Source organism: Nocardia sp. JCM 38205, from assembly GCF_058222935.1.
Genome location: NZ_JBYHFL010000003.1, coordinates 252,288 through 271,518, shown reverse-complemented (window position 1 = coordinate 271,518; position 19,231 = coordinate 252,288). Strand labels below are relative to the sequence as shown.

General features: G+C 69.8%; 18 protein-coding genes. 7 read left to right on the top strand and 11 right to left on the bottom strand.

What is annotated here, in order from left to right; all coding sequences use genetic code 11:
* The first annotated feature begins 3 nt into the window (after nt 1-3).
* Nucleotides 4-840, top strand: a complete 837-nt coding sequence (locus tag AC4HOU_RS12990) for a metal ABC transporter permease (protein ID WP_178127857.1) — start codon at nt 4-6, stop codon at nt 838-840.
* 7 nt (nt 841-847) lie between these two features.
* On the opposite strand, the gene AC4HOU_RS12985 is transcribed toward AC4HOU_RS12990, so the two are convergent.
* A complete protein-coding gene (locus AC4HOU_RS12985) occupies nt 848-1,507 on the bottom strand; it encodes a nitroreductase family protein (RefSeq protein WP_228815232.1) in 660 nt (219 codons plus the stop codon).
* 68 nt (nt 1,508-1,575) lie between these two features.
* Here AC4HOU_RS12985 and AC4HOU_RS12980 point away from each other — a divergent pair, with 68 nt between their 5' ends.
* Nucleotides 1,576-1,998 (top strand): winged helix-turn-helix transcriptional regulator, encoded by a 423-nt coding sequence (locus AC4HOU_RS12980; RefSeq protein ID WP_195020519.1) that lies wholly within the window; start codon nt 1,576-1,578, stop codon nt 1,996-1,998.
* Between the two features lie 385 nt (nt 1,999-2,383).
* On the opposite strand, the gene AC4HOU_RS12975 is transcribed toward AC4HOU_RS12980, so the two are convergent.
* Nucleotides 2,384-5,572: an AfsR/SARP family transcriptional regulator gene (locus AC4HOU_RS12975; protein WP_490724530.1), complete on the bottom strand. Its 3,189-nt coding sequence runs from the start codon at nt 5,570-5,572 to the stop codon at nt 2,384-2,386.
* A 166-nt stretch (nt 5,573-5,738) separates the two neighbouring features.
* Nucleotides 5,739-7,106, bottom strand: coding sequence for a serine hydrolase domain-containing protein (locus AC4HOU_RS12970; protein ID WP_490724529.1), 1,368 nt, complete (start codon nt 7,104-7,106; stop codon nt 5,739-5,741).
* A gap of 218 nt (nt 7,107-7,324) precedes the next feature.
* Here AC4HOU_RS12970 and AC4HOU_RS12965 point away from each other — a divergent pair, with 218 nt between their 5' ends.
* A complete protein-coding gene (locus tag AC4HOU_RS12965) occupies nt 7,325-8,497 on the top strand; it encodes an acyl-CoA dehydrogenase family protein (RefSeq protein ID WP_490724528.1) in 1,173 nt (390 codons plus the stop codon).
* A 53-nt stretch (nt 8,498-8,550) separates the two neighbouring features.
* Nucleotides 8,551-9,360: an enoyl-CoA hydratase/isomerase family protein gene (locus AC4HOU_RS12960; RefSeq protein WP_163813616.1), complete on the top strand. Its 810-nt coding sequence runs from the start codon at nt 8,551-8,553 to the stop codon at nt 9,358-9,360.
* Nucleotides 9,361-9,438: 78 nt separating this feature from the next.
* Here the strand turns inward: AC4HOU_RS12960 and AC4HOU_RS12955 are convergent, their stop codons facing one another.
* The 6 genes from AC4HOU_RS12955 to carD form a co-directional block, all read right to left on the bottom strand.
* Nucleotides 9,439-9,717, bottom strand: coding sequence for a DUF4190 domain-containing protein (locus tag AC4HOU_RS12955; protein WP_163813617.1), 279 nt, complete (start codon nt 9,715-9,717; stop codon nt 9,439-9,441).
* A gap of 114 nt (nt 9,718-9,831) precedes the next feature.
* The gene (gene rlmB / locus AC4HOU_RS12950) at nt 9,832-10,803 is read right to left on the bottom strand and encodes a 23S rRNA (guanosine(2251)-2'-O)-methyltransferase RlmB (protein ID WP_163813618.1); all 972 of its coding nucleotides are present in this window, start codon (nt 10,801-10,803) and stop codon (nt 9,832-9,834) included.
* A complete protein-coding gene (gene cysS, locus AC4HOU_RS12945; RefSeq protein WP_163813619.1) occupies nt 10,803-12,209 on the bottom strand; it encodes a cysteine--tRNA ligase in 1,407 nt (468 codons plus the stop codon). The genes rlmB and cysS overlap by 1 nt, the downstream gene beginning before the upstream one ends.
* 99 nt (nt 12,210-12,308) lie before the next feature.
* A complete protein-coding gene (gene ispF, locus AC4HOU_RS12940; RefSeq protein ID WP_036532498.1) occupies nt 12,309-12,773 on the bottom strand; it encodes a 2-C-methyl-D-erythritol 2,4-cyclodiphosphate synthase in 465 nt (154 codons plus the stop codon).
* 2 nt (nt 12,774-12,775) lie between these two features.
* On the bottom strand, nt 12,776-13,483 hold the full coding sequence (ispD, locus tag AC4HOU_RS12935) for a 2-C-methyl-D-erythritol 4-phosphate cytidylyltransferase (RefSeq protein ID WP_490724527.1): 708 nt from the start codon (nt 13,481-13,483) through the stop codon (nt 12,776-12,778).
* A 2-nt stretch (nt 13,484-13,485) separates the two neighbouring features.
* A complete protein-coding gene (carD, locus tag AC4HOU_RS12930; RefSeq protein WP_011206964.1) occupies nt 13,486-13,974 on the bottom strand; it encodes an RNA polymerase-binding transcription factor CarD in 489 nt (162 codons plus the stop codon).
* Nucleotides 13,975-14,463: 489 nt separating this feature from the next.
* On the opposite strand from carD, the gene AC4HOU_RS12925 reads away from it, so the two are divergent.
* Nucleotides 14,464-15,207: a copper chaperone PCu(A)C domain-containing protein gene (locus AC4HOU_RS12925; protein ID WP_416381995.1), complete on the top strand. Its 744-nt coding sequence runs from the start codon at nt 14,464-14,466 to the stop codon at nt 15,205-15,207.
* 97 nt (nt 15,208-15,304) lie between these two features.
* The gene (radA, locus tag AC4HOU_RS12920) at nt 15,305-16,675 is read left to right on the top strand and encodes a DNA repair protein RadA (RefSeq protein ID WP_163813621.1); all 1,371 of its coding nucleotides are present in this window, start codon (nt 15,305-15,307) and stop codon (nt 16,673-16,675) included.
* A 17-nt stretch (nt 16,676-16,692) separates the two neighbouring features.
* Here radA and AC4HOU_RS12915 read toward each other — a convergent pair whose 3' ends face one another.
* Together AC4HOU_RS12915 and AC4HOU_RS12910 are read right to left on the bottom strand one after the other, a co-directional pair.
* Nucleotides 16,693-17,361 carry a DUF4232 domain-containing protein gene (locus tag AC4HOU_RS12915; protein ID WP_194991402.1) on the bottom strand — a complete coding sequence of 223 codons (669 nt, stop codon included), beginning with the start codon at nt 17,359-17,361 and terminating at the stop codon, nt 16,693-16,695.
* Between the two features lie 122 nt (nt 17,362-17,483).
* Nucleotides 17,484-18,107 carry a carbonic anhydrase gene (locus AC4HOU_RS12910; RefSeq protein WP_163813623.1) on the bottom strand — a complete coding sequence of 208 codons (624 nt, stop codon included), beginning with the start codon at nt 18,105-18,107 and terminating at the stop codon, nt 17,484-17,486.
* Nucleotides 18,108-18,208: 101 nt separating this feature from the next.
* Between AC4HOU_RS12910 and AC4HOU_RS12905 the strand changes: the two genes are divergently transcribed.
* Nucleotides 18,209-19,120, top strand: coding sequence for an HhH-GPD family protein (locus AC4HOU_RS12905; protein ID WP_490724526.1), 912 nt, complete (start codon nt 18,209-18,211; stop codon nt 19,118-19,120).
* Nucleotides 19,121-19,231 lie beyond the last annotated feature (111 nt).

Here is a 19,231-nt window from a genome sequence, read left to right as displayed (position 1 = left end):
AAGATGTTCGACTTCTCCACCACCGCGCATCTGCTGTCCTACGACTTCGTGCAGCAGGCGGTGATCGCCGCCGCGCTGCTCGGACTGCTGGCCGGGGTGATCGGGCCGTTGATCATCAGCAGGCAGATGTCGTTCGCCGTGCACGGCACCAGCGAGCTGTCGCTGACCGGTGCGGCGGCGGCGCTGCTGGCCGGTATCGGTGTCGGGCTCGGCGCCATCGCCGGGTCAGTGGTGGCGGCCGTGCTGTTCGGTGTATTGGGAACGAAAGCGCGCGAACGTGATTCGGTGATCGCGGTGGTGCTCTCGTTCGGCCTCGGGCTCTCGGTGCTGTTCCTCTGGCTGGGCCCCGACCGTGCCGGTTCGAAGTTCTCGCTGCTGACCGGGCAGGTGGTCAGTGTCGGCAACAGCGGGCTCGGGCTGCTCGCGTTCTGCACCGTCGGCGTGCTCGCTGTCCTGGCGTTCGTCTACCGGCCCTTGCTGTTCGCCAGCTCCGACCCCGAAGTCGCGGTGGCGCGCGGAGTGCCGGTGCGTGCGCTGTCGATCGTGTTCGCGGTGCTACTCGGCATCACGGCGGCCTTCGGCGTCCAGATCGTCGGGGCGCTGCTGGTTCTGGCCCTGCTGATCACTCCAGCGGCCGCCGCCGCGCAACTCACCGCGAGTCCGGCTCGCGCCACCCTGCTGACGGTGGTGTTCGCCGAAATCGCGGCCGTCGGCGGCATCCTGCTCTCGCTGGCGCCCGGCGTCCCGGTGTCCACCTTCGTGACGGGACTGTCGTTCCTGATCTACCTGGTGGCCCGACTGGTGGGCACCCGGCGACGCCGAGCCGCCAGGGCGGCCTGAGGGCTCGTCAGCGCCGGTGGTCGCCCGGCGATCCGTACGACTCGTGGAACACATTGCGTTCCCGAGCCCGACGGCCAGGATGGCGCCGCTCCTCCGCCGGATAACCGATGGACATCAGTAGGGCGATGGCCAGATCGTCACGGTCGTCGATGCCGATCACCTTCTTCACCGCGGCCTCGTCCCAGCCGTTCATCGGTGACGTGGCGAATCCCATCTCCGTCGCCGCGAGCATCACATAGCTGGCCGCGATCATCGCGTCCTTGATCGCGTACTCGCGCAGCAGGCCACGCTCCTCGAGGTCGGCCTGGAAGGCTTGCGATGCCGCGGAGAACATCGTGACGAACTCGTCGTTCCACGCGCCATTGCGGCGAGCCTGCTCATAGACGTCGCTGTGGTCCTCGCGCCAGGACAGCGGCTCGGCGACGAAGACCAGCATGAGCGGGGCCTCCTGTGGCTGTGGTTGGCCACCGGTGGCCCAGGTCAGCCCCGCACGGCCTTCGGCACTGGTGACGGCGACGATGGACCGGTCCTGGAGATTCCAGCTGGTGGGTGCCTCGATGGCGAGAGCGAGGAGTGCGTCGAGCGCGGCCGCGGGGACCGCCTCGGGACGGTAGTGGCGAACGGTACGGCGAGTGCGGATGGCTTCGGCAACAGACATGGTGTGCATGCCACTCACTATTGGAGAGTGACTCGCCATTGGGAAGAGGGCACTAATTAGTGCGTTACTCTCCTTTCATGGCGACCATTGTGGAGTCCTCCGGGCTGCCGGCCGACGTCTTCTCGGCGAAATGCCCCACCCGCCAGGTGCTGGATCACATCGCAGGCAAGTGGACGATCCTCGTCGTGGACGCCCTCCTCGAGGGCACCATGCGCTACACCGACCTGAGCCGACGCATCGAGGGCGTCTCCCAGAAGATGCTCACCCAGACCCTGCGCAGCCTCGAAGGCGACGGTTTCATCACGCGCACCGTCCACCCCACCATCCCGCCCCGAGTCGAGTACGACCTCACGCCGCTCGGGCGCAGCCTGGCCGAACCCATCACGGCGCTGCGTCGATGGACGGAGAACCACATCAACGAGATCGAGCAGGCACGCAGCCGAGCGCAGGACCGAGCGGTATCGGTACTCGAACCGGCGCCTCCATCGTCTGCCGAGTGATCGGCACCTGCCACCGGAGCTGCCGTTTCCGCGACCGCCACCGAAGCTGCGCGAGGTGCGTTCGGCGGTCTGATCGGCGCTCGTCGGCCGGGCGCCGGTCTGTGCGCGCCGGTCTGGGCGCGCCGGTCTGGGCGCGCCGGTCTGGGCGCGCCGGTCTGGGCGCGCCGGTCTGGGCGCGCCGGTCTGGGCGCGCCGGGCTGGGCGCGCCGGTCTGGGCGCGCCGGGCTGGGCGCGCCGGTCTGGGCGCGCCGGGCTGGGCGCGCCGAATGTGAGCCGGCCGGTGTCAGTCGCTGCCGGCCCGGGAGCCGGGCCCGCGTCATGCGTGATCGAGCTGCCGAGAGCAGGCGCGCAGAATTCGGCCGGTCCGCCGCCGCCCCGGATCGCGTCAACCCAATTGCGCGGTGGCTTCATCGCGCGACATCTCGGCGCCTCGCCGGTAGGCCTGGTGGAAGGCGCTCTCGCCGAGTTCGGCGATCAAGCCGGCGATGAGGGTGGCCAGGAGGGGCTCGCCCGCGTCGAATTCGCCTCGGATGGATTCGCTCATGCCGAGCGCGGTGGCGGCGGATTCGGGCGCGTTCTCGGCGGCGCGCAAGTGCGCGAGTAGTTCGGCGGCCTCGGCTGCGGCGGCGGTGGTTCCCCAAGCCAGGCAGGCCGACAGGGCCTGCTGCCAGAAGCCCCGGGCGCCGGCCGGGTCGCCGGCCACGAGCCGGTTGGCCATGCGGGCTCGGGCCACAAGGCCTGCCGCGACGGCTGCGGGGAGCTGGAGGCGATCGGTCAGGGGCTCCAGGCGATCCACAGCGGCGTCGGCGGCGGCCGGATCACCGCAGCGGCGATGCCATTCCGCGACGCTGAACAGAATTTCGGCCGCGGCGCGGCGGTCGCCCAGCTCATCGGCCTGCCTGCGGGCCACCTCGAGATCGCGCCAGGCGCCGGGTAGATCGCCGGAGCGCATGCGTTCGGTGATGAGGGCGGCCCGGCAGTGGAAGAGGTCGGCGGCATTCAGTTCCGCGCTCAGCGCCACACCGCGTTCGAAGGCGGAGATGGCCTCGGCGCTGCGTCCGCGCAGGGAATGCTCCTGGCCGATGGCGAGCAGGGCCATGCCCAGGCCCCAGCGGTCACCGACCGATGCGAATTCCGCCAGCGCCGCCGCGCGTGACTCGGCAGCGGTGAGCCCCTCGCCCACGTGGCCACGAACATCGCCGGCCTGGACCGTACGCCGGTCCGGATGAAGTTCTGCCCGGGCCGAATGGGCATTCGCGCGCACCCATGGATCCGGCGCGGACGAAGCCCGCGCCAGCAGCCGGTCACCGAGGGCCGGGTCGCCCGCCGCGTACGCCAACCGCGGCGCGAGCAGCAGCACCGCGGGATGGAACTCGAGTGCTCCGGCCGCTTCGGCTTTCGCGATCAGGTCCAGGACCGGCAGGTCGCGGTGGACCGGGGTGCCCGCGAACAGCCGGATCAGCGCGAATGCGGCAGCGGTGCGCTCGGGCAGTTCCGGTTCTCGCTGCCGCAGCCTTTCCAGATGGGAATCGAAATGGGTGCTCATCCCGCGAATTCCCCAGTACCAGAACATCACTGCGACGAAATCGGCCGCCCGCTCGGCATCGGCGCCGTCGAGAGCGGTGCGTAGCGCCGCGAGCAGGTTGTCGTGCTCGGCGTCGAAGCGGGCGATGGCTTCGAGCTGACCGCGGGAGCGGAGCACGGGTTCGTGCGTTGCGGCCAGTTCGAGGTGGTACGCGACGAACGCGTCGGCGATATCGTCGCCGGAGCGGTCGAACTGCTCGATCGCGTACGCGCGGATCGTCTCCAGCATGCGATAGCGCGGATCGCTGTCATCGGACAGCTGCACCATCGACTTCTCCACCAGCGCACGCACGGTGCCGAAGACCTTCGCAGCAGGCAACCGCGCATCGGCGCATACCGCCTCCAACGCCGCCAGCGTGGCACCGCCCGGGAACACGGCCAGCCTGCGGGCCAGGATTCGCTCGGGTTCGCTCAGCAATTCCCAGCTCCACTCCACCAGCGCGAGCAGGGTGCGCTGATGCGGCAGCGCGGTCCGGCTGCCCGCTTCGAGCACGCGGAACCGGTCGTCGAGACGATGCGCGAGCTGCTGGATATTCATCGAGCGCAAGGTGGCGGCCGCCAGCTCCAGGGCCAGCGGGAGCCCGTCGAGGCGGCGACAGATCTCGGCGACCGCACCGGCGGTGGTCGCATCCAGGGCGAATTCGCTGCGCACCGCAACAGCGCGATCGACGAACAGCCGCACCGACGGCACCGCAGCCAGCGCGGCGGGATCCAGCACGTCCACCGCGTCTCCCGGCACACCCAGCGGCCCGAGATAAAGCAGCGATTCACCGGTGAGGGCGAGCGCTTCGCGGCTGGTGGCGACGATCCGCAGATCCGGCAGGGCGGCCAGCAGCCGGTCGACGAGCTCGGCGACGGCGTCGAGCACGTGTTCGCAATTGTCCAGCACCACAATCGCTTCGCCCACGTCGAGCGATGCGATCACCCGCGCCGTCGGCGTGGACGGGCCGCCCTCGGGCGGGCGCACCTCATGGGGTCCGAGCGCGCCGAGCAGCGCCTCGATCACCTGATCGGCGTCGGCGGCACCGGCCAGCGACACGAACCACACCCGACCGCGTTCGCCCGCGCGGTGTCGCGCCACTCCCTCGACCGCCAGCCGGGTCTTGCCCGCACCGCCCGGCCCGACCAGCGTGATCAGCCGGGCATCGGCCAGGCGCAGCGCGAGCCGTTCCAGGTCTCGGTCCCGGCCGACAAAGCTGGTGAGCCGCAACGGCATCCGGCTCGCCGCGCGCCCCGATCCGGTGACAGGCCTGGGTAATTCACCGCGCAGCAGCGCCAGATGGGTCTGCTGCAATTCGGCCGAAGGATCGACACCCAATTCCGCGGCGAGCGATTCCCGAGTCCGCTCGTAGACCGCCAGCGCGTCGGATTGCCGCCCACTCGCGGCCAAGGCGCGGATCCGCAATGCGGCCAGCCGTTCACTCAATGGCCTTCGCGCACCGGCGGATTCGAGATCGGCGAGAATCTCGCCTACCCTGCCTGCCCGCAACTGCGCGTCGAAGTGTTCCTCCTCGGCGGCGGCGCGCAGCTCGTGCAGCCTGCTCGCGGCGAGCTCGGCGAACGGTGCGGCGGACAGGTCGGCCAGGGCCGGACCGCGCCACAGTGCGAGCGCGGCGGCCAGCGTGTCGGCGGCGGCCTCGGGTTTGCCCGTCGCCAGTTCGCGCCTGCCCCGGCCGAGCGATTCCTCGAAGCGGAACGCATCGACGTCCTCGGCCCGCACGCGCAACCGGTATCCACCCGCCGCCAACTCGACCACCGCCGGATCCGGCATGGCCCTGCGCAACCGGGAGACCAACGCCTGCAACGCACCCGCCGCATCGACCGGCGGCTCGGCGCCCCACAGTCCGTCGATCAGGCCATCGACGGACACCGTGCGCCCACCCTCCAGCGCCAACCGCGCCAACAGCATGCGCAACCGCAGACCACCGATAGCGATCGGCTCCCCGTCATCGGTGTGTGCGGTGAGGGGGCCGAGTACTGCGATACGCACGCGCTCAGCATTCCAGACGCCGGCGCGGGCCTTCAGCGCATCGCGCGTCGGCTCCGGCCGAATGCGGCGTGGATATCGCTGGAACGAAGGCCCGCGCAGTATGCGGGCAACCCTTCGACGCCGATCAGCCCGGCCCGCACAGCGGACCGGGCTCTCCGGCGACCCTCTACGAGACGCGGCCGAACAACCGTCCCGCGAGGTCGACACCGATCACCGCACCGTCGGCGTCCCTGCTGAAATACCCGCGCTGACCCTCGAACGCCCCCGCCGTCACGATGTACTCGTCGCCGGGCAGCAGGCCGAACGGGAACGGCTCATGGTCGGCAGGCATCTCCTCCTCCGACGCCGCGCGCAATTCCGGCTTGATCAGCACCTCGAGGGTCAGGCCGGCGCCGTCGGTGGTGATGTCGAAGGTCATCGCCTCGCTCTCGTAATGGCCCACGACCTCGGCGGCGCGCTCGCCGTCATAGGGCAGCGGCTCCGGATCGCGGTCGATGATGCCGAGGTAGTGCTCGAGCGCCCAGCGCATGATCGCGCGATTGCACGGGATGCCGTCGGGGTTCGCATTGCTCATCACGACCAGCGCAAAATTGCGTTCCGGGACCAGCAAGAGTTCGGAGAACTGCCCGAACCCGGAACCGCCGTGCCCGGCGGTCTGCACACCGTCGACCTCGCGCAGGAACCAGCAGATCCCCATGGCGTCACCGAGCGAGGTGCCGCGCAGGGTGACGGTCGGTCGGCGCATCGAGCGCAACACCTGCTCGGGCACGATCACGGTGCCGTCCGCCGCCCGGCCGTCGCCGAGGTGGAAGCGCGCCCATCGCAACAGGTCGACCGCCGGTGCCGCCAGCCCGCCGCCCGGGTTGTTGGCCCGGCCGGGCTTCCACCGCGAGACGACGGCGAGCGCGCCATCGGCGTCGAATTCGTGGCCGACGGCGAATCGGCGCAGCATCGCCTCACCGGTGCTGAGCACACTGTTCGTCATACCGAGTGGAGCAAGCACCAGTTCGGTGACGGCCTGTTCGTAGCTCTGGCCGGTGACCTGCTCGATCACCCGGCCGAGCATGTTGTACCCACCCTGGCTGTACGAGGAGCGCTCCCCCGGCTCCCCGATCAGCGGCAGCTCGGCCATGGCGGCGGTGAATACGGCCAGCGCGTCGTCGCCCTCACCCGGCTCGATCAGATGATTCCAATCCAGGCCCGCGGTGTGGTTGAGCACCTGGGCCACGGTGATGCGGGCCGCGGCCGAATCCTCGGCGATGGTGAGTTCCGGCAGGTAGCGGCGCAGCGGCGCGTCGAGTTCGACCTTGCCGTCGGCGACCAGGCGCATGAGCGTGGTCGCGGTCAGGGTCTTGCTCACCGAGCCCAGCTGGAACAGGGTGTGCTCGTCGACCGGCAGCGGGTTGTCGAGGCTGGTGACGCCGTGCGCGGCGAAGATCTCGGTGCCGTTGACCCATACCCCGGCGCTCACACCGGGCATGCCGAACTGCTCCGCGATGGTGGCGACGGCTGTGGAGAACGCGTGGTCGGACATTGTCGATCCCTTTCGTTGGCTGCGGCTCGCGGCTCGAGGTCTGGTGCCTCGCCCGCTGTGCCGATGACGTTGCCCGCCGCCGCTGACAGCGCACCGACAGAACGCCGACAGCCACTGACAGCCCGGTCCATCCCCCATTTGATGGCGCCCGCCTTCAGTCTGGGTGCCGCCGTTTCGTATGCTCATCGCATCTGCCGCCGACCGAATGGTGACCACTGATGATCGACTTCAGCATTCCCGCCGACCTCGCCGCCGAACGCGATCGGATCCGCCGGTTCGTCATCGACAAGATCGTGCCGTTCGAGCGGGATCCACGGCTCACCGCGCACGGCCCGACCGATGAGCTGCGGCAGGAACTGGTCGAATTGGCCCGCGCGGAGAAGCTGCTGACCATCCAGGCTCCCGAGGCACTCGGCGGACGCGGGCTCACTCACGTCGAGCAGGCGGTGCTCTACGAGGCGGCGGGCTGGTCCACCCTCGGCCCTATCGCGATGAACTGCGCCGCCCCCGACGAAGGCAATATGTTCCTGCTGTCCAAGATCGCGAACCCGGAGCAGACCGAGCGCTACCTGATGCCGGTGATCAACGGCCACCAGCGTTCGGTGTTCGCCATGACCGAACCCGGCGGCGCGGGCTCGGACCCGAACCAGCTGGCCACCACCGCCACGTTCGACGGCGAGAACTTCACCATCAACGGCCGCAAATGGCTGATCACCGGTGCGAACGGCGCCAAGACCTGGATCATCATGGCCCGCCTCGCGGAGAACCCGCACCTGCCCGCCGGGCCGACGCTGTTCCTCACCGACGGCGATCAGCCCGGCATCGTCATCGAACGCACCATGAACACCATGGACCGCAATTACGTCGCCGGGCACGGCGTGGTGCGCTTCGACCAGCTGACCCTGCCCAAGGACGCGCTGCTCGGTGAGGCGGGTCAGGCGTTGCGCTACGCCCAGCTGCGGCTGGCCCCGGCCCGCCTCACGCACTGCATGCGCTGGCTTGGGGCGGCCGAGCGGGCGCACAGCATCGCGGTCGACCACGCCAAGACCAGGACCGCGTTCGGCAAGACCATCGGCGAACACCAGGGCGTGTCGTTCATGCTGGCCGACAACGAGATCGCGCTGCACCAGTGCCGGTTGACGATCTGGCATGCCTGCTGGCTGATGGATCAGGGCGAGAAGGCACGGCATGAGAGCTCGGTGGCCAAGGTCTTCGTCTCCGAGGAGCTGTTCAAGGTCACCGATCGCTGTGTGCAGGTGCTCGGCGGCATCGGCATCAGCGACGAGACCGTGGTGGAGATGATCTTCCGCGATATGCGCGCGTTCCGGCTCTACGATGGCCCGACCGAGGTGCACAAGTACGCCATCGGCCGCAAGATCCTGCGCCCCTGAGCACCCCGGCCGAGCGCCCACCGGTCGGGGCGCGGTCGTCTACGATCCAAGACATGAGTTCGGAACTGCTCGTCGATGTCTCCGCGGGCATCGCCGTCCTCACCCTGAATCGCCCCGCCCAGCAGAACGCCTTCACCCCGGCGATGATCGCCGAACTCAGCGCGGCCTTGCAGCGCTGCGATATCGAGGACGCCATCCGCGTCGTCGTCATCACCGGCACGCCACCCGCGTTCTGCGCGGGCGCCGATCTGTCCGACCGGGTCGGCGAGGTGACCGGCACCATCGACCCGCCGCCGTTCCGGGTGCGCAAACCGGTGATCGCCGCCGTCAACGGGCACGCCGTCGGCATCGGGCTGGCGCTGGCGCTGCAATGCGATCTGCGCTACCTGGCCGACGACGCGGTGTACGGGCTGAGCCAAGTGCGTCGCGGCGTCCTCGCCGACGGTTACGCGCACTGGACGCTGCCGCGGCTGGCCGGCCTGGCCAATGCCGCCGACATCCTGCTCACCGGCCGCACCTTCGACGGCGCGGAGGCCAAGGCGATGGGCCTGGCCAATGCCTGCCTGCCGGGCGGTGAGGTGCTGCCGACGGCGTTGGCGGTGGCGCACGATATCGCCAATGGTTCGGCCCCGCTGACGGCCGCGCTGTCCAAGCGGCTGCTGTGGGAGAGCATGGATATGGCGCCATCGGTGGTCGGGCGGCTGGAGTCCGAGCTGAATCAGCACGTCGCCAAGAGCATCGACGGTGGCGAGGCGATGACGGCGTTCCGGGAGCGGCGCCAACCGGAGTGGTCCGGTTCGATCTCCGAGGAATGGCCCGCGTGGGATAACCCCGACGAACCGGAACGGCCGAGCCTGCGCTGACCGGATCGGGCGGTGGGCCAGGGCCCGCCGCGCGCCGCTCGGGTCGATGATCTTGCCCGCGCCTCGCTCCGGCCGCGGCTAGGCGTTGCCGCCGAGCAGGATCAACAGGAACAGCAGCGCCCAGATGATCATCATGATGGTGCCGATGACGCCGAGGATGTAGCCGACCATCACCTGCGCGCGGCCGCTCAGCGCGCCGTGGGAATCGTTGATCTGGTCGAGCGCCTGTTTGCCCAGCGCCCAGGCCACCGGCCCGAGGACCCCACAGCACATCAAACTCACGGCGCCGAGCACCAGCACCATGGTCGCCCGCGGGTGCTCGATCGTCTGACCGATGGGCTGATTGGGTATCACCACGAGCCGAATTGTACGGGGGTAAGGCGCCTTTGCGCGTTCTTTACCGGGTGTCGCGGCCGCGCGGCGTTTCGTGCACGCGCCCGGACGAGCGTGTCCGCCCGGGCACGGTCGGTCTCAGACCCGGCGCTGACGGGCCACTTCGGCGAGCACCACACCCGCTGCGACGGAGGCGTTGAGCGACTCCACCGGACCCGCCATCGGGATGCTCAGAATCGCGTCACAGCTCTCGCGAACCAGTCGCGACAGGCCCTTGCCTTCGGAACCGACCACGATCACCGTCGGCGCGGTGCCGTCGAACTCGTCGAGGGTGGTGTCGCCGCCGGCGTCCAGGCCGACGATCTGATAGCCCTTGGCGGCGAAATCCTTCAGCGTGCGAGTCAGATTGGTGGCACGGGCGACGGGCAGCCGGGCCGCGGCACCGGCGCTGGTACGCCAGGCCACCGCGGTGACGCTGGCACTGCGCCGCTGCGGGATCACTACACCCTGACCGCCGAAGGCGGCGACCGAGCGGATCACCGCGCCGAGATTGCGCGGATCGGAGATGTTGTCCAGCGCCACGATCAGCGCGGGCTGCCCCGAATCGCGGACCCGTTCGGCCAGATCGTCGGGGTGGGCGTAGCGGTAGGGCGGCACCTGCAGGGCCAGGCCCTGGTGCAATCCATTGGCGCTGAGCCGATCCAGATCGGTGCGCGGAACTTCCAGAATGGAAATGCCGGTGTCGGCGGCGATCCGGACGCTCTCGGTCAGCCGCTCATCGTTCTCGGTGCCGACCGCCACATACAGCGCGGTCGCGGGTACCCCGGCGCGCAGGCATTCGACGACCGGGTTGCGCCCGAGCACCATTTCCGGCCCGTCATCGCTCTTGCGACCGGCCGTGCGGGTCTGGCGGCCACCCGAAGCCGCTTGCGCCGCTTTGGCTTTCGCCGCGGCGCGCTTGGCCGCCGGATGGTACTTGCGCGCCTCGGCGGGCGGGGTCGCGCCCCGGCCCTCGAGCCCGCGCCTGCGCTTGCCGCCGGATCCGACAACCTGGCCCTTCTTGGTTCCGCCCTTGCGGACAGCGCCTCGGCGCTGCGAATTGCCTGCCATCAGTCGGCCTTTCCTGGCTGTGGGGTGACCAGCGACCATTCCGGGCCGTTGGGGGTATCGGTGACTTCGACACCCGCGGCGTGCAACCGGTCGCGCACCGCATCGGCGGTCGCCCAGTCCTTGTCGGCACGCGCCTGCTGACGCCGTTCGAGTTCGGCGGTCACCAGCACATCGAGCGCGGCGGTCGCGGCGGAGGAATCACCGGGGGTGTACCACTGCGGATCCAGCGGATCGACCCCGAGAATGGCCAGCATGCCGCGCACCTGGCTCGCATGCTCGCGCGCGGTCTCCAGCACACCGGCGTCGAGTGCCTTATTGCCTTCGTGCACCACGTGGTGGATCTCGGCCAGCGCCTTCGGCACCGCGAGATCCTCGTCGAGCGCTGCGGCGAAGGCGTCGGTCCATTTGCCGACCGGCACGTCACCGCCGCGTTCGACCACCCGCTGCACGAAAGCCTCGATGCGCTGGTAGGTCTGGGCGGCGTCGTGCAGGGCCTTCTCGGAGTACTCCAGCATCGACCGGTAGTGCGCACCACCGAGGTAGAACCGCAGCTCCACGGCCCTGACCTGCTTGAGCACATTCGGCACCGAGAGCGTATTGCCCAGCGACTTGGCCATCTTCTCGCCGCCGAGGGTGACCCAGCCGTTGTGCAGCCAGTACTGGGCGAAACCGTCACCGGCCGCCTTGGACTGGGCGATCTCGTTCTCGTGATGCGGGAAGACCAGATCCATTCCGCCGCAATGGATATCGAACGAAGAACCGAGATAGAACTCGGCCATCGCCGAGCATTCCAGATGCCAACCGGGGCGGCCGGGCCCCCACGGCGACGGCCAGGTGGGCTCGCCCGGCTTGGCGGCTTTCCACAGGGTGAAATCGCGCGGATCGCGCTTGCCCTCGCCTGCGCTTTCGCCCTGGTGCACGTCATCGAGGCGGTGCCCGGACAGCGCGCCGTACTCGGGGAAGCTGACCACATCGAAGTAGACGTTGCCCGCCGAGGCATAGGCGTGCCCGCGGTCGATCAGCCGCTGCATGAGCTCGACCATCTGGGTGATGTGGCCGGTGGCGCGGGGCTCCGCCGAGGGCGGCAGCACACCGAGCTGCCGATACGCCTCGTCGAAGGCGCGTTCGTGGGTCGCGGCCCACTCCCACCACGGACGGCCCGCGGCGGCGGCCTTGTTCAGGATCTTGTCGTCGATATCGGTGACATTGCGGATGAACGCGACATCGTGGCCGTTGGCGGTGAGCCAGCGACGCAGCACGTCGAAGGCGACGCCGCTGCGCACATGTCCGATGTGGGGTTCGCCCTGCACGGTGGCGCCACACAGGTACACCGAGGCATGGCCGGGGACCAGTGGCGTGAAATCACGCATGGTCCGCGTCTCGGTGTCGAATAGGCGCAGAGTCACGGCAGTCGATCCTAGCTGGTATATGGGGTTGCGCTGCGGGCGGAGTATCGAAGTTCCGACAGGTCCCGGCCGGTACGGCGGGCGGTCGGCGAGGCTGGACTAACGACAGTGCAGCAGTGCGGTCGCCATGGCGGCGACGCCTTCACCGCGTCCGGTGAGCCCGAGACCGTCGGTGGTGGTGCCCGATACCGAGACCGGGGCGCCCAGCAGATCGCCGAGCACCTGCTGCGCTTCGGCCCGGCGCGGACCGATCTTTGGGCGATTGCCGATCACCTGGACCGCCGCGTTGACCACGTCGTATCCGGCCTCGTCGAGGAGTCGGCGCACTTCTTTCAGCATGGCGGCGCCGGAGACGCCCGCCCATTCCGGGCGGCCGGTGCCGAAGACGGCGCCGACATCGCCGAGCCCCGCGGCCGAGAGCAGGGCGTCGCAGAGCGCGTGCGCGGCGACGTCACCGTCGGAGTGGCCGGCGCAGCCGTCATCGCCGTCGAAGAGCAGCCCGGCCATCCAGCACGGGCGGCCGGGTTCGATGGGATGGACATCGCTGCCGATGCCGACGCGCATGGTCATCGGACCCCCGCCGTGGGTAGTTCGGCGCCGGCGAGTACGGCCTCGGCCAGGCGCAGGTCGAGCGGGGTGGTGATCTTGAAAGCGAGCGGATCGCCCGGCACCGTGCGGACCGGATGGCCGAGCCGTTCGACCAGCCCGGCGTCATCGGTGGCGGCGACGTCGGCGGCGTAGGCGGCGCGCAGCAAATCGGCCGCGAATCCCTGCGGGGTCTGGATGGCGCGAAGGCCCGATCGGTCGGGCGTTCCGGTCACGATGCCGTGCTCGTCCACCGATTTGACCGTGTCGACGACCGGTAGCGCCGGCACCACGGCCGTATGCCCGGCGCGCAGCTCAGCGGCCACCCTGGCGATCAGCTCGGGCGGGGTGAGCGCGCGGGCGGCGTCGTGAACGAGGTAGTAGGCGGCCTGCGGAGCGGCGGCGATTCCGGCGCGGACCGAATCGGTGCGTTCGGCCCCGCCGACGACGACGCGGACCGGCGCGGAGGACGGCAGGAGGGCAACTGCGGTCTGCACCAGTTCGGTCGGAACCATGACAATTATCTCGTCCACGGCATTCGAGGCGAGCAGCCCATCGACGGCGGATCTGAGCATAGGTGTACCGCCGACCGCGACGAACGCCTTGGGTGTCGATTCACCCAAGCGCACGCCACGGCCGGCGGCAGGCACCAACGCGACCACGCGGCCGCGGCCGTCAGAGCTGTTCACGGTCAGGAAGCCGCTGCGAGAACCTCGTCGAGCAGCGTCTCGGCCTTGCCGTCGTCGGTTCCCTCGGCGAGCGCGAGCTCACCGACGAGGATCTGCCGGGCCTTCGCCAGCATCCGCTTCTCGCCCGCGGACAAACCGCGGTCCTGCTCCCGACGCCACAGATCGCGGACGACCTCGGCCACCTTGTTCACATCGCCGGAGGCGAGTTTCTCCAGGTTGGCCTTGTAGCGGCGGGACCAGTTGGTCGGCTCTTCCGTATGTGGCGCACGTAGCACCTGGAAAACCCGATCGAGACCTTCCTGCCCGACGACGTCGCGGACGCCGACGTATTCCGCATTCTCTGCGGGAACCCGAACAGTCAGGTCACCCTGGGCGACCTTCAGGACCAGATACTCTTTCTGCTCACCCTTGATGGTGCGAGTCTCGATAGCTTCGATCAGCGCCGCTCCGTGGTGGGGGTAAACGACGGTGTCTCCGACCTTAAAAATCATGTGTCCCGTGCCCCTTTCGATGTTCACAGTTTAACATGCGGCTCGATAACGGCGCGATCAACTGTGCAGGTCAGGGCCACAACGGGCCGACCTCGGGGCTTGACAGAATCTGCGCGATGTGCATTGCGTTGCGCCAGAACGAGTTACCTCCTGGCACTTCCAGCGCCGGGAAACCCAGCGGGACAGTAGCACTGCGCACAGCCGCGCGCACAACCGCGAATCGTGATCACCCCGAGACAACGCTTCCGCGCGTCGCCCGTCGCGCCCCGCGGGCGGGCGCGCCGCGACGGGCGAGCTTCCGCTTTCAGGCGGAACTCGCGCACGCACGCGGCCGGGCGCACCACCGCACGCACCTACGCGCGGCCCGGCGCACCCGCCTCCGCGCCCAGGCGATCCGGACCCGACACATACTCCCCGCGCGCCCGGTACTCCCGGCCAACTACTACAGTCCCTAGTTGGAGTGAGCCCGCTCGACATGGAGGACAACCCGTGACTGCCCTGAAAGCTGTGACCGCCCCGGCGGCAGGTACGACCCCGCGGCGTCGCATGGCGATGGTTGCCGCCCTCGCGGCCGGCGCGGCGCTCGCCCTGACCGGCTGCAGCGCCGGCCAGATCTCGCAGACCGCCGACCAGGTGGCCGCGATCAACGGCAACCATGCCGACGTCGGCAAGATCTCGCTGCGCAACGTGCACATCGTCTACCCGCCCAGCGGCGAGCACACCAATGCCACGGGCGGCAAGGCCGTGCTGGCGCTGTCGTTCGTCAACACCAGCGAGACCACCGCCGACGAGCTCACCAAGATCAGCACCGATCTGGGCGAAGTGAAGATCACCGCCCCCGGTGGCGGTTCGACGCTGAAGCTGAAGCCGCAGCAGACCGTCGTGGCCGCGGGCGCCGACGCCACCGCCGCCGCGGGTGAGCACGGTTCCTCCGACGAGCACGGCAGCTCCGGCGAGCAGCACGGCACCGAGACCACCACCGCAGCGCCGACCACCACCACCGCTGCTCCGGCCGCCGCCGAGGGCGAGGACCCCGAGGCCGATCCGGCGCGCATCGAGATCACCGGTCTGACCAAGGACATCACCCCCGGTCTCACCTACACCGTGACCTTCGACTTCAAGGAGAACGGCACCGTGCAGATGCAGGTGCCGGTCGACGCGGGCACCGTGGCCGAGCGCCACGAGTCCGACCTGTCGCGCGCCAGCGAAGGCGGTGCCAAGGGCGGGCACTGAGCCCCGATCCACAGCGCAACGGCCGTCGCATCCTCGGATGCGGCGGCCGTTCGCCGTTGCGGGGCGGCGTGTCGGTGCGGATGCGTAGGGTGCGCGTGTGGCGAAGAGTAAGCAGGTGTTCCAGTGCTCCGCGTGCGGGCACGAGGTCGCCAAATGGGTGGGCAAGTGCCCCGACTGCGGTGCCTGGGGCACCGTGGAGGAGATCGCTCCCTCGGTGGCGGCGCCCGCCGGGCGGCGGGCCATGCTGCCGAGTACGGCCGCCTCGCCGATCTCGCAGGTCGATTCCCAGCTCACCGCGGCTCGGTCGACCGGTGTGGCGGAGTTGGACCGGGTGCTCGGCGGTGGCGTCGTCGCCGGGTCGGTGGTGCTGCTGTCGGGCGAGCCGGGGGTCGGTAAGTCGACGCTGTTGCTCGAGGTGGCGCATCGGTGGGCCGCCGCTCGGGACGAGCGCGCCCTGTACGTGACCGCCGAGGAGTCGGCGGGGCAGGTGCGGTTGCGCGCCGACCGCACCGGGGCGGTGCACGAGCGGGTGTATCTGGCGGCGGAATCGGATCTGTCGATCGTGCTCGGACATGTCGAGCAGGTGCGCCCGACGCTGCTGGTTGTCGACTCGGTGCAGACCATGCTCGCGCCGGACACCGATGGCGTGATCGGCGGCGTCACCCAGGTACGCGCGGTGACGGCGGCGCTCACCTCGCTGGCGAAATCCAGTGGAATCGCCGTGCTGCTGGTCGGGCACGTCACCAAGGACGGCGCGGTCGCCGGCCCGCGCACCCTCGAGCACCTGGTGGATGTGGTGTTGCAGTTCGAGGGCGACAAGAACTCCACCCTGCGAATGGTGCGCGGCATCAAGAACCGCTTCGGCAGCGCCGACGAGGTTGGCTGTTTCGAACTGCACGACGACGGCATCACCGGCGTGGCCGACCCGTCGGGGCTGTTCCTGCACCACCGCACCGATTCGGTGCCGGGTACCGCGGTCACGGTCGCGCTCGACGGTAAGCGCCCGCTGGTGGGCGAGGTCCAGGGCCTGACCGTGGACACCCAGGTGCCCGCGCCGCGGCGCGCGGTGAGCGGACTGGACTACAACCGGGTCGCGATGATTCTGGCGGTCTTGCAGAGCCGTTGCGGGTTCTATGTCGGCAAGCAGGACATCTATGCCGCGACGGTCGGCGGTATGCGATTGGTCGAACCCGCCGCCGATCTGGCGGTGGCGCTGGCCATCGCCAGTTCCGCGCGCGATACCGCCATCGAACCCGGCTGGGTGATCCTCGGCGAGGTGGGCCTGGCAGGCGAGGTGCGCCGGGTCACCGCGACAGCCCGGCGCCTCGCCGAAGCCGAGCGGCTCGGATTCACCACCGCGATCGTGCCGCCGGGAACCGATGCGAAATCGACGCCGATGAAGTTGATCGAGGCGACGTCATTGCGCGGCGCGATCCGGATGGCCGGCCTCGGCAAGGGCAAAGGCTGACCGGTGGTGCCGAGGGCCTAGGCGATGTTGAACGGCTCCGGCGCACTGCGGATCGCGCCCAGCTGCGCCACCACGGTGTACGCGCCCGCAGGAACCTGCACCCGCTCCCCCGCGCATTCCGGCTGCGAGGTCGCGCCGGTCCAGGTGACGGTGAAGGCGGCCTGCTCGCCCGGCTGCAAGGTGCGGACATCGGGCTCGCCGTCCGGATAGCAATCGGTGCTTGCCCACAGCCGCCGCTGGCCGTCGAGGGTGTGCACGGAGACCTGCTGGAGGCCCGAACCCGTATCGCGGGTGCAGGGATCGGCGGAGATATTGGTGATGACGATGCCGAAGACCGGCTGCTCACCCACCCGATAGGTGGGCTGGGCGACCGTCACCTTCACCGCGAGCGACTGATCCGAGCATTGACCGGCCGCTACCGGCGCGCCGCTGCTCGGGGTGCCGGAGCCGGACGGCGTGGACGATTCGGCCGCGGCTTCCTTCTTCGTCGAAGCCTGCCCCGCCGGCTTGTTCGTCTCGGTCGACGACGTCGCCGCCGTCTGGGTATCGCCGGGCGAATCCCCGCCCCGCGATACCGCGACCACCAGCCAGATCACCAGCACGAGCGCGACGACCAGTACGCCGATGGCAAAAACACGTCGCCGCCAATAGATCTCCGGAGGCAGCGGTCCATTCGGTTCCAGCACGAGTCAACGGTAAGCGCACCGCTCGGCACAGCAACTCAGGGGCACGGCGTGTCGGGCCGTCAACCGTGTCGACGACGCCCCGCGCACCCGCCGAGAGCTGGGCGTATGTGAGCGTTCGCGGCTCAGGCGACCTCGCCGATGTCACCGAGCGAGCTGTGCAGCTTGGCCCTGCCGTCGGCCAGGGTGTAGGTGACGCACGCGATCGCGAGCTGCCCGCTGGCGACCCGGTCGGCGATGATCGACGAACGCTGACGCAGCAGTTCGGCGGTCTCCTGGACGTGGCGCGCTTCGAACTCGTCGACGGTGGACAGTCCTTCGCGGCGGCCGAGCAGCACCGACGGGGTGACGCGCTCGACCAGACTCCGGATGAACCCGCCGGGGACCTCGCCGCCGTCGAGGGCGTCGAGGGTGGCCTTCACCGCGCCGCAGCTGTCGTGGCCGAACACCACGATCAGCGGCACGTTGAGGATCTGCACGCCGTATTCGATGGAGCCGAGCACCGACGAGTCGACGACGTGGCCTGCCGTGCGCACCACGAACATGTCGCCGAGGCCCTGGTCGAAGATGAGCTCGGCGGCCACGCGGGAATCACCGCAACCGAAGAGGATGGCGGTCGGATGCTGACCGCCGACGAGCTTGGCTCGATCCGCGGCGCCCTGATTAGGATGCAACAACGTGCCGTTGACGAAACGGTCGTTGCCGTCGCGAAGGGATTTCCAGGCGCTGATCGGGTTCGACTGAGGCATGTGTCCATTTTGCACAGATCGTGTGTTACCGACGAGTCGGTTCCCGTTACGGGGCCGCTAACACCGTCTGGCCAGGCCCGAACGAACGCGGTGAGCAGCAGGTGAGGACGACGCCCGAGACAGCGACGGTGGACCCGGACGCCCTACTGGACTGGTACCGGGCCACCGCGCGCGATCTGCCCTGGCGCCGGCCGGGCGCGAGTGCCTGGCAGATCCTGATGAGCGAGATCATGCTCCAGCAGACGCCGGTGGCGCGAGTCGAGCCGATCTGGCGGGAATGGGTGGCGCGCTGGCCGGTGCCCTCGGCCATGGCGGCGTCCTCGCAGGCGGAGGTGCTGCGGGCCTGGGGCAAGCTCGGCTATCCGCGCCGTGCGCTGCGGCTGCACGAATGCGCGCGGGTGCTGGCGAGCGAGCACGGTGATCGGGTGCCCGAGGACGTCGAGGTGCTGCTCGGCCTGCCCGGCATCGGCGATTACACCGCCCGCGCCGTCGCGTGTTTCGCCTATGGGCAGCGAGTTCCGGTGGTGGACACCAATGTTCGCCGGGTCGTTGCCCGCGCGGTACACGGGCGCGCCGATGCGGGTAATCCTTCGGCGAGGGATCTGCGCGAGACCGAGGCGCTGCTGCCCGCGTCGGTGCCGAGGGCCGCGACCTTCTCCGCCGCTCTGATGGAACTGGGCGCGCTGATCTGCACCGCCCGCTCCCCCGGCTGCGACAACTGCCCGCTGCCGCGGTGCGCGTGGAACGAGGCGGGCAGGCCCGCTTCGCAGGTGGTGCGGCGCACGCAGAAGTACGAGGGCACCGACCGGCAGGCCCGCGGCCGGCTCATGGACGTGCTGCGTGATGCGGCCGGGCCGGTGGAACGGGTGCGGCTCGACATGGCATGGACCCGGGACCCGGGCCAGCGTGACCGTGCCCTGGATTCGCTGCTGGTGGACGGGCTGATCGAGCAGACCGCCGACGGGCTGTTCGCGCTGGCGGGCGAGGCCGGGCACCGCGAGCCCGGGAGCTGAGTTCGCGCACGAACCCGAGAACCGGGGCCGGCCGACGCACCCGGAGCCGGGCTCGAGCTCGCCGATACGAACCGGGGCCGAGCCGGCCGAGTGGAGCCCGGTCCGAGTTGA

What these genes read in the sequence shown, in the direction of transcription:
- AC4HOU_RS12965 (WP_490724528.1), top strand. Translation starts at nt 7,325, where the DNA reads ATGATCGACTTCAGCATTCCCGCCGACCTCGCCGCCGAACGCGATCGG.
- AC4HOU_RS12910 (WP_163813623.1), bottom strand. Translation starts at nt 18,107, where the DNA reads ATGCCTCAGTCGAACCCGATCAGCGCCTGGAAATCCCTTCGCGACGGC.
- AC4HOU_RS12985 (WP_228815232.1), bottom strand. Translation starts at nt 1,507, where the DNA reads ATGCACACCATGTCTGTTGCCGAAGCCATCCGCACTCGCCGTACCGTT.
- ispF (WP_036532498.1), bottom strand. Translation starts at nt 12,773, where the DNA reads ATGCGCGTCGGCATCGGCAGCGATGTCCATCCCATCGAACCCGGCCGC.
- carD (WP_011206964.1), bottom strand. Translation starts at nt 13,974, where the DNA reads ATGATTTTTAAGGTCGGAGACACCGTCGTTTACCCCCACCACGGAGCG.
- rlmB (WP_163813618.1), bottom strand. Translation starts at nt 10,803, where the DNA reads ATGGCAGGCAATTCGCAGCGCCGAGGCGCTGTCCGCAAGGGCGGAACC.
- AC4HOU_RS12990 (WP_178127857.1), top strand. Translation starts at nt 4, where the DNA reads ATGTTCGACTTCTCCACCACCGCGCATCTGCTGTCCTACGACTTCGTG.
- AC4HOU_RS12970 (WP_490724529.1), bottom strand. Translation starts at nt 7,106, where the DNA reads ATGTCCGACCACGCGTTCTCCACAGCCGTCGCCACCATCGCGGAGCAG.
- AC4HOU_RS12960 (WP_163813616.1), top strand. Translation starts at nt 8,551, where the DNA reads ATGAGTTCGGAACTGCTCGTCGATGTCTCCGCGGGCATCGCCGTCCTC.
- AC4HOU_RS12980 (WP_195020519.1), top strand. Translation starts at nt 1,576, where the DNA reads ATGGCGACCATTGTGGAGTCCTCCGGGCTGCCGGCCGACGTCTTCTCG.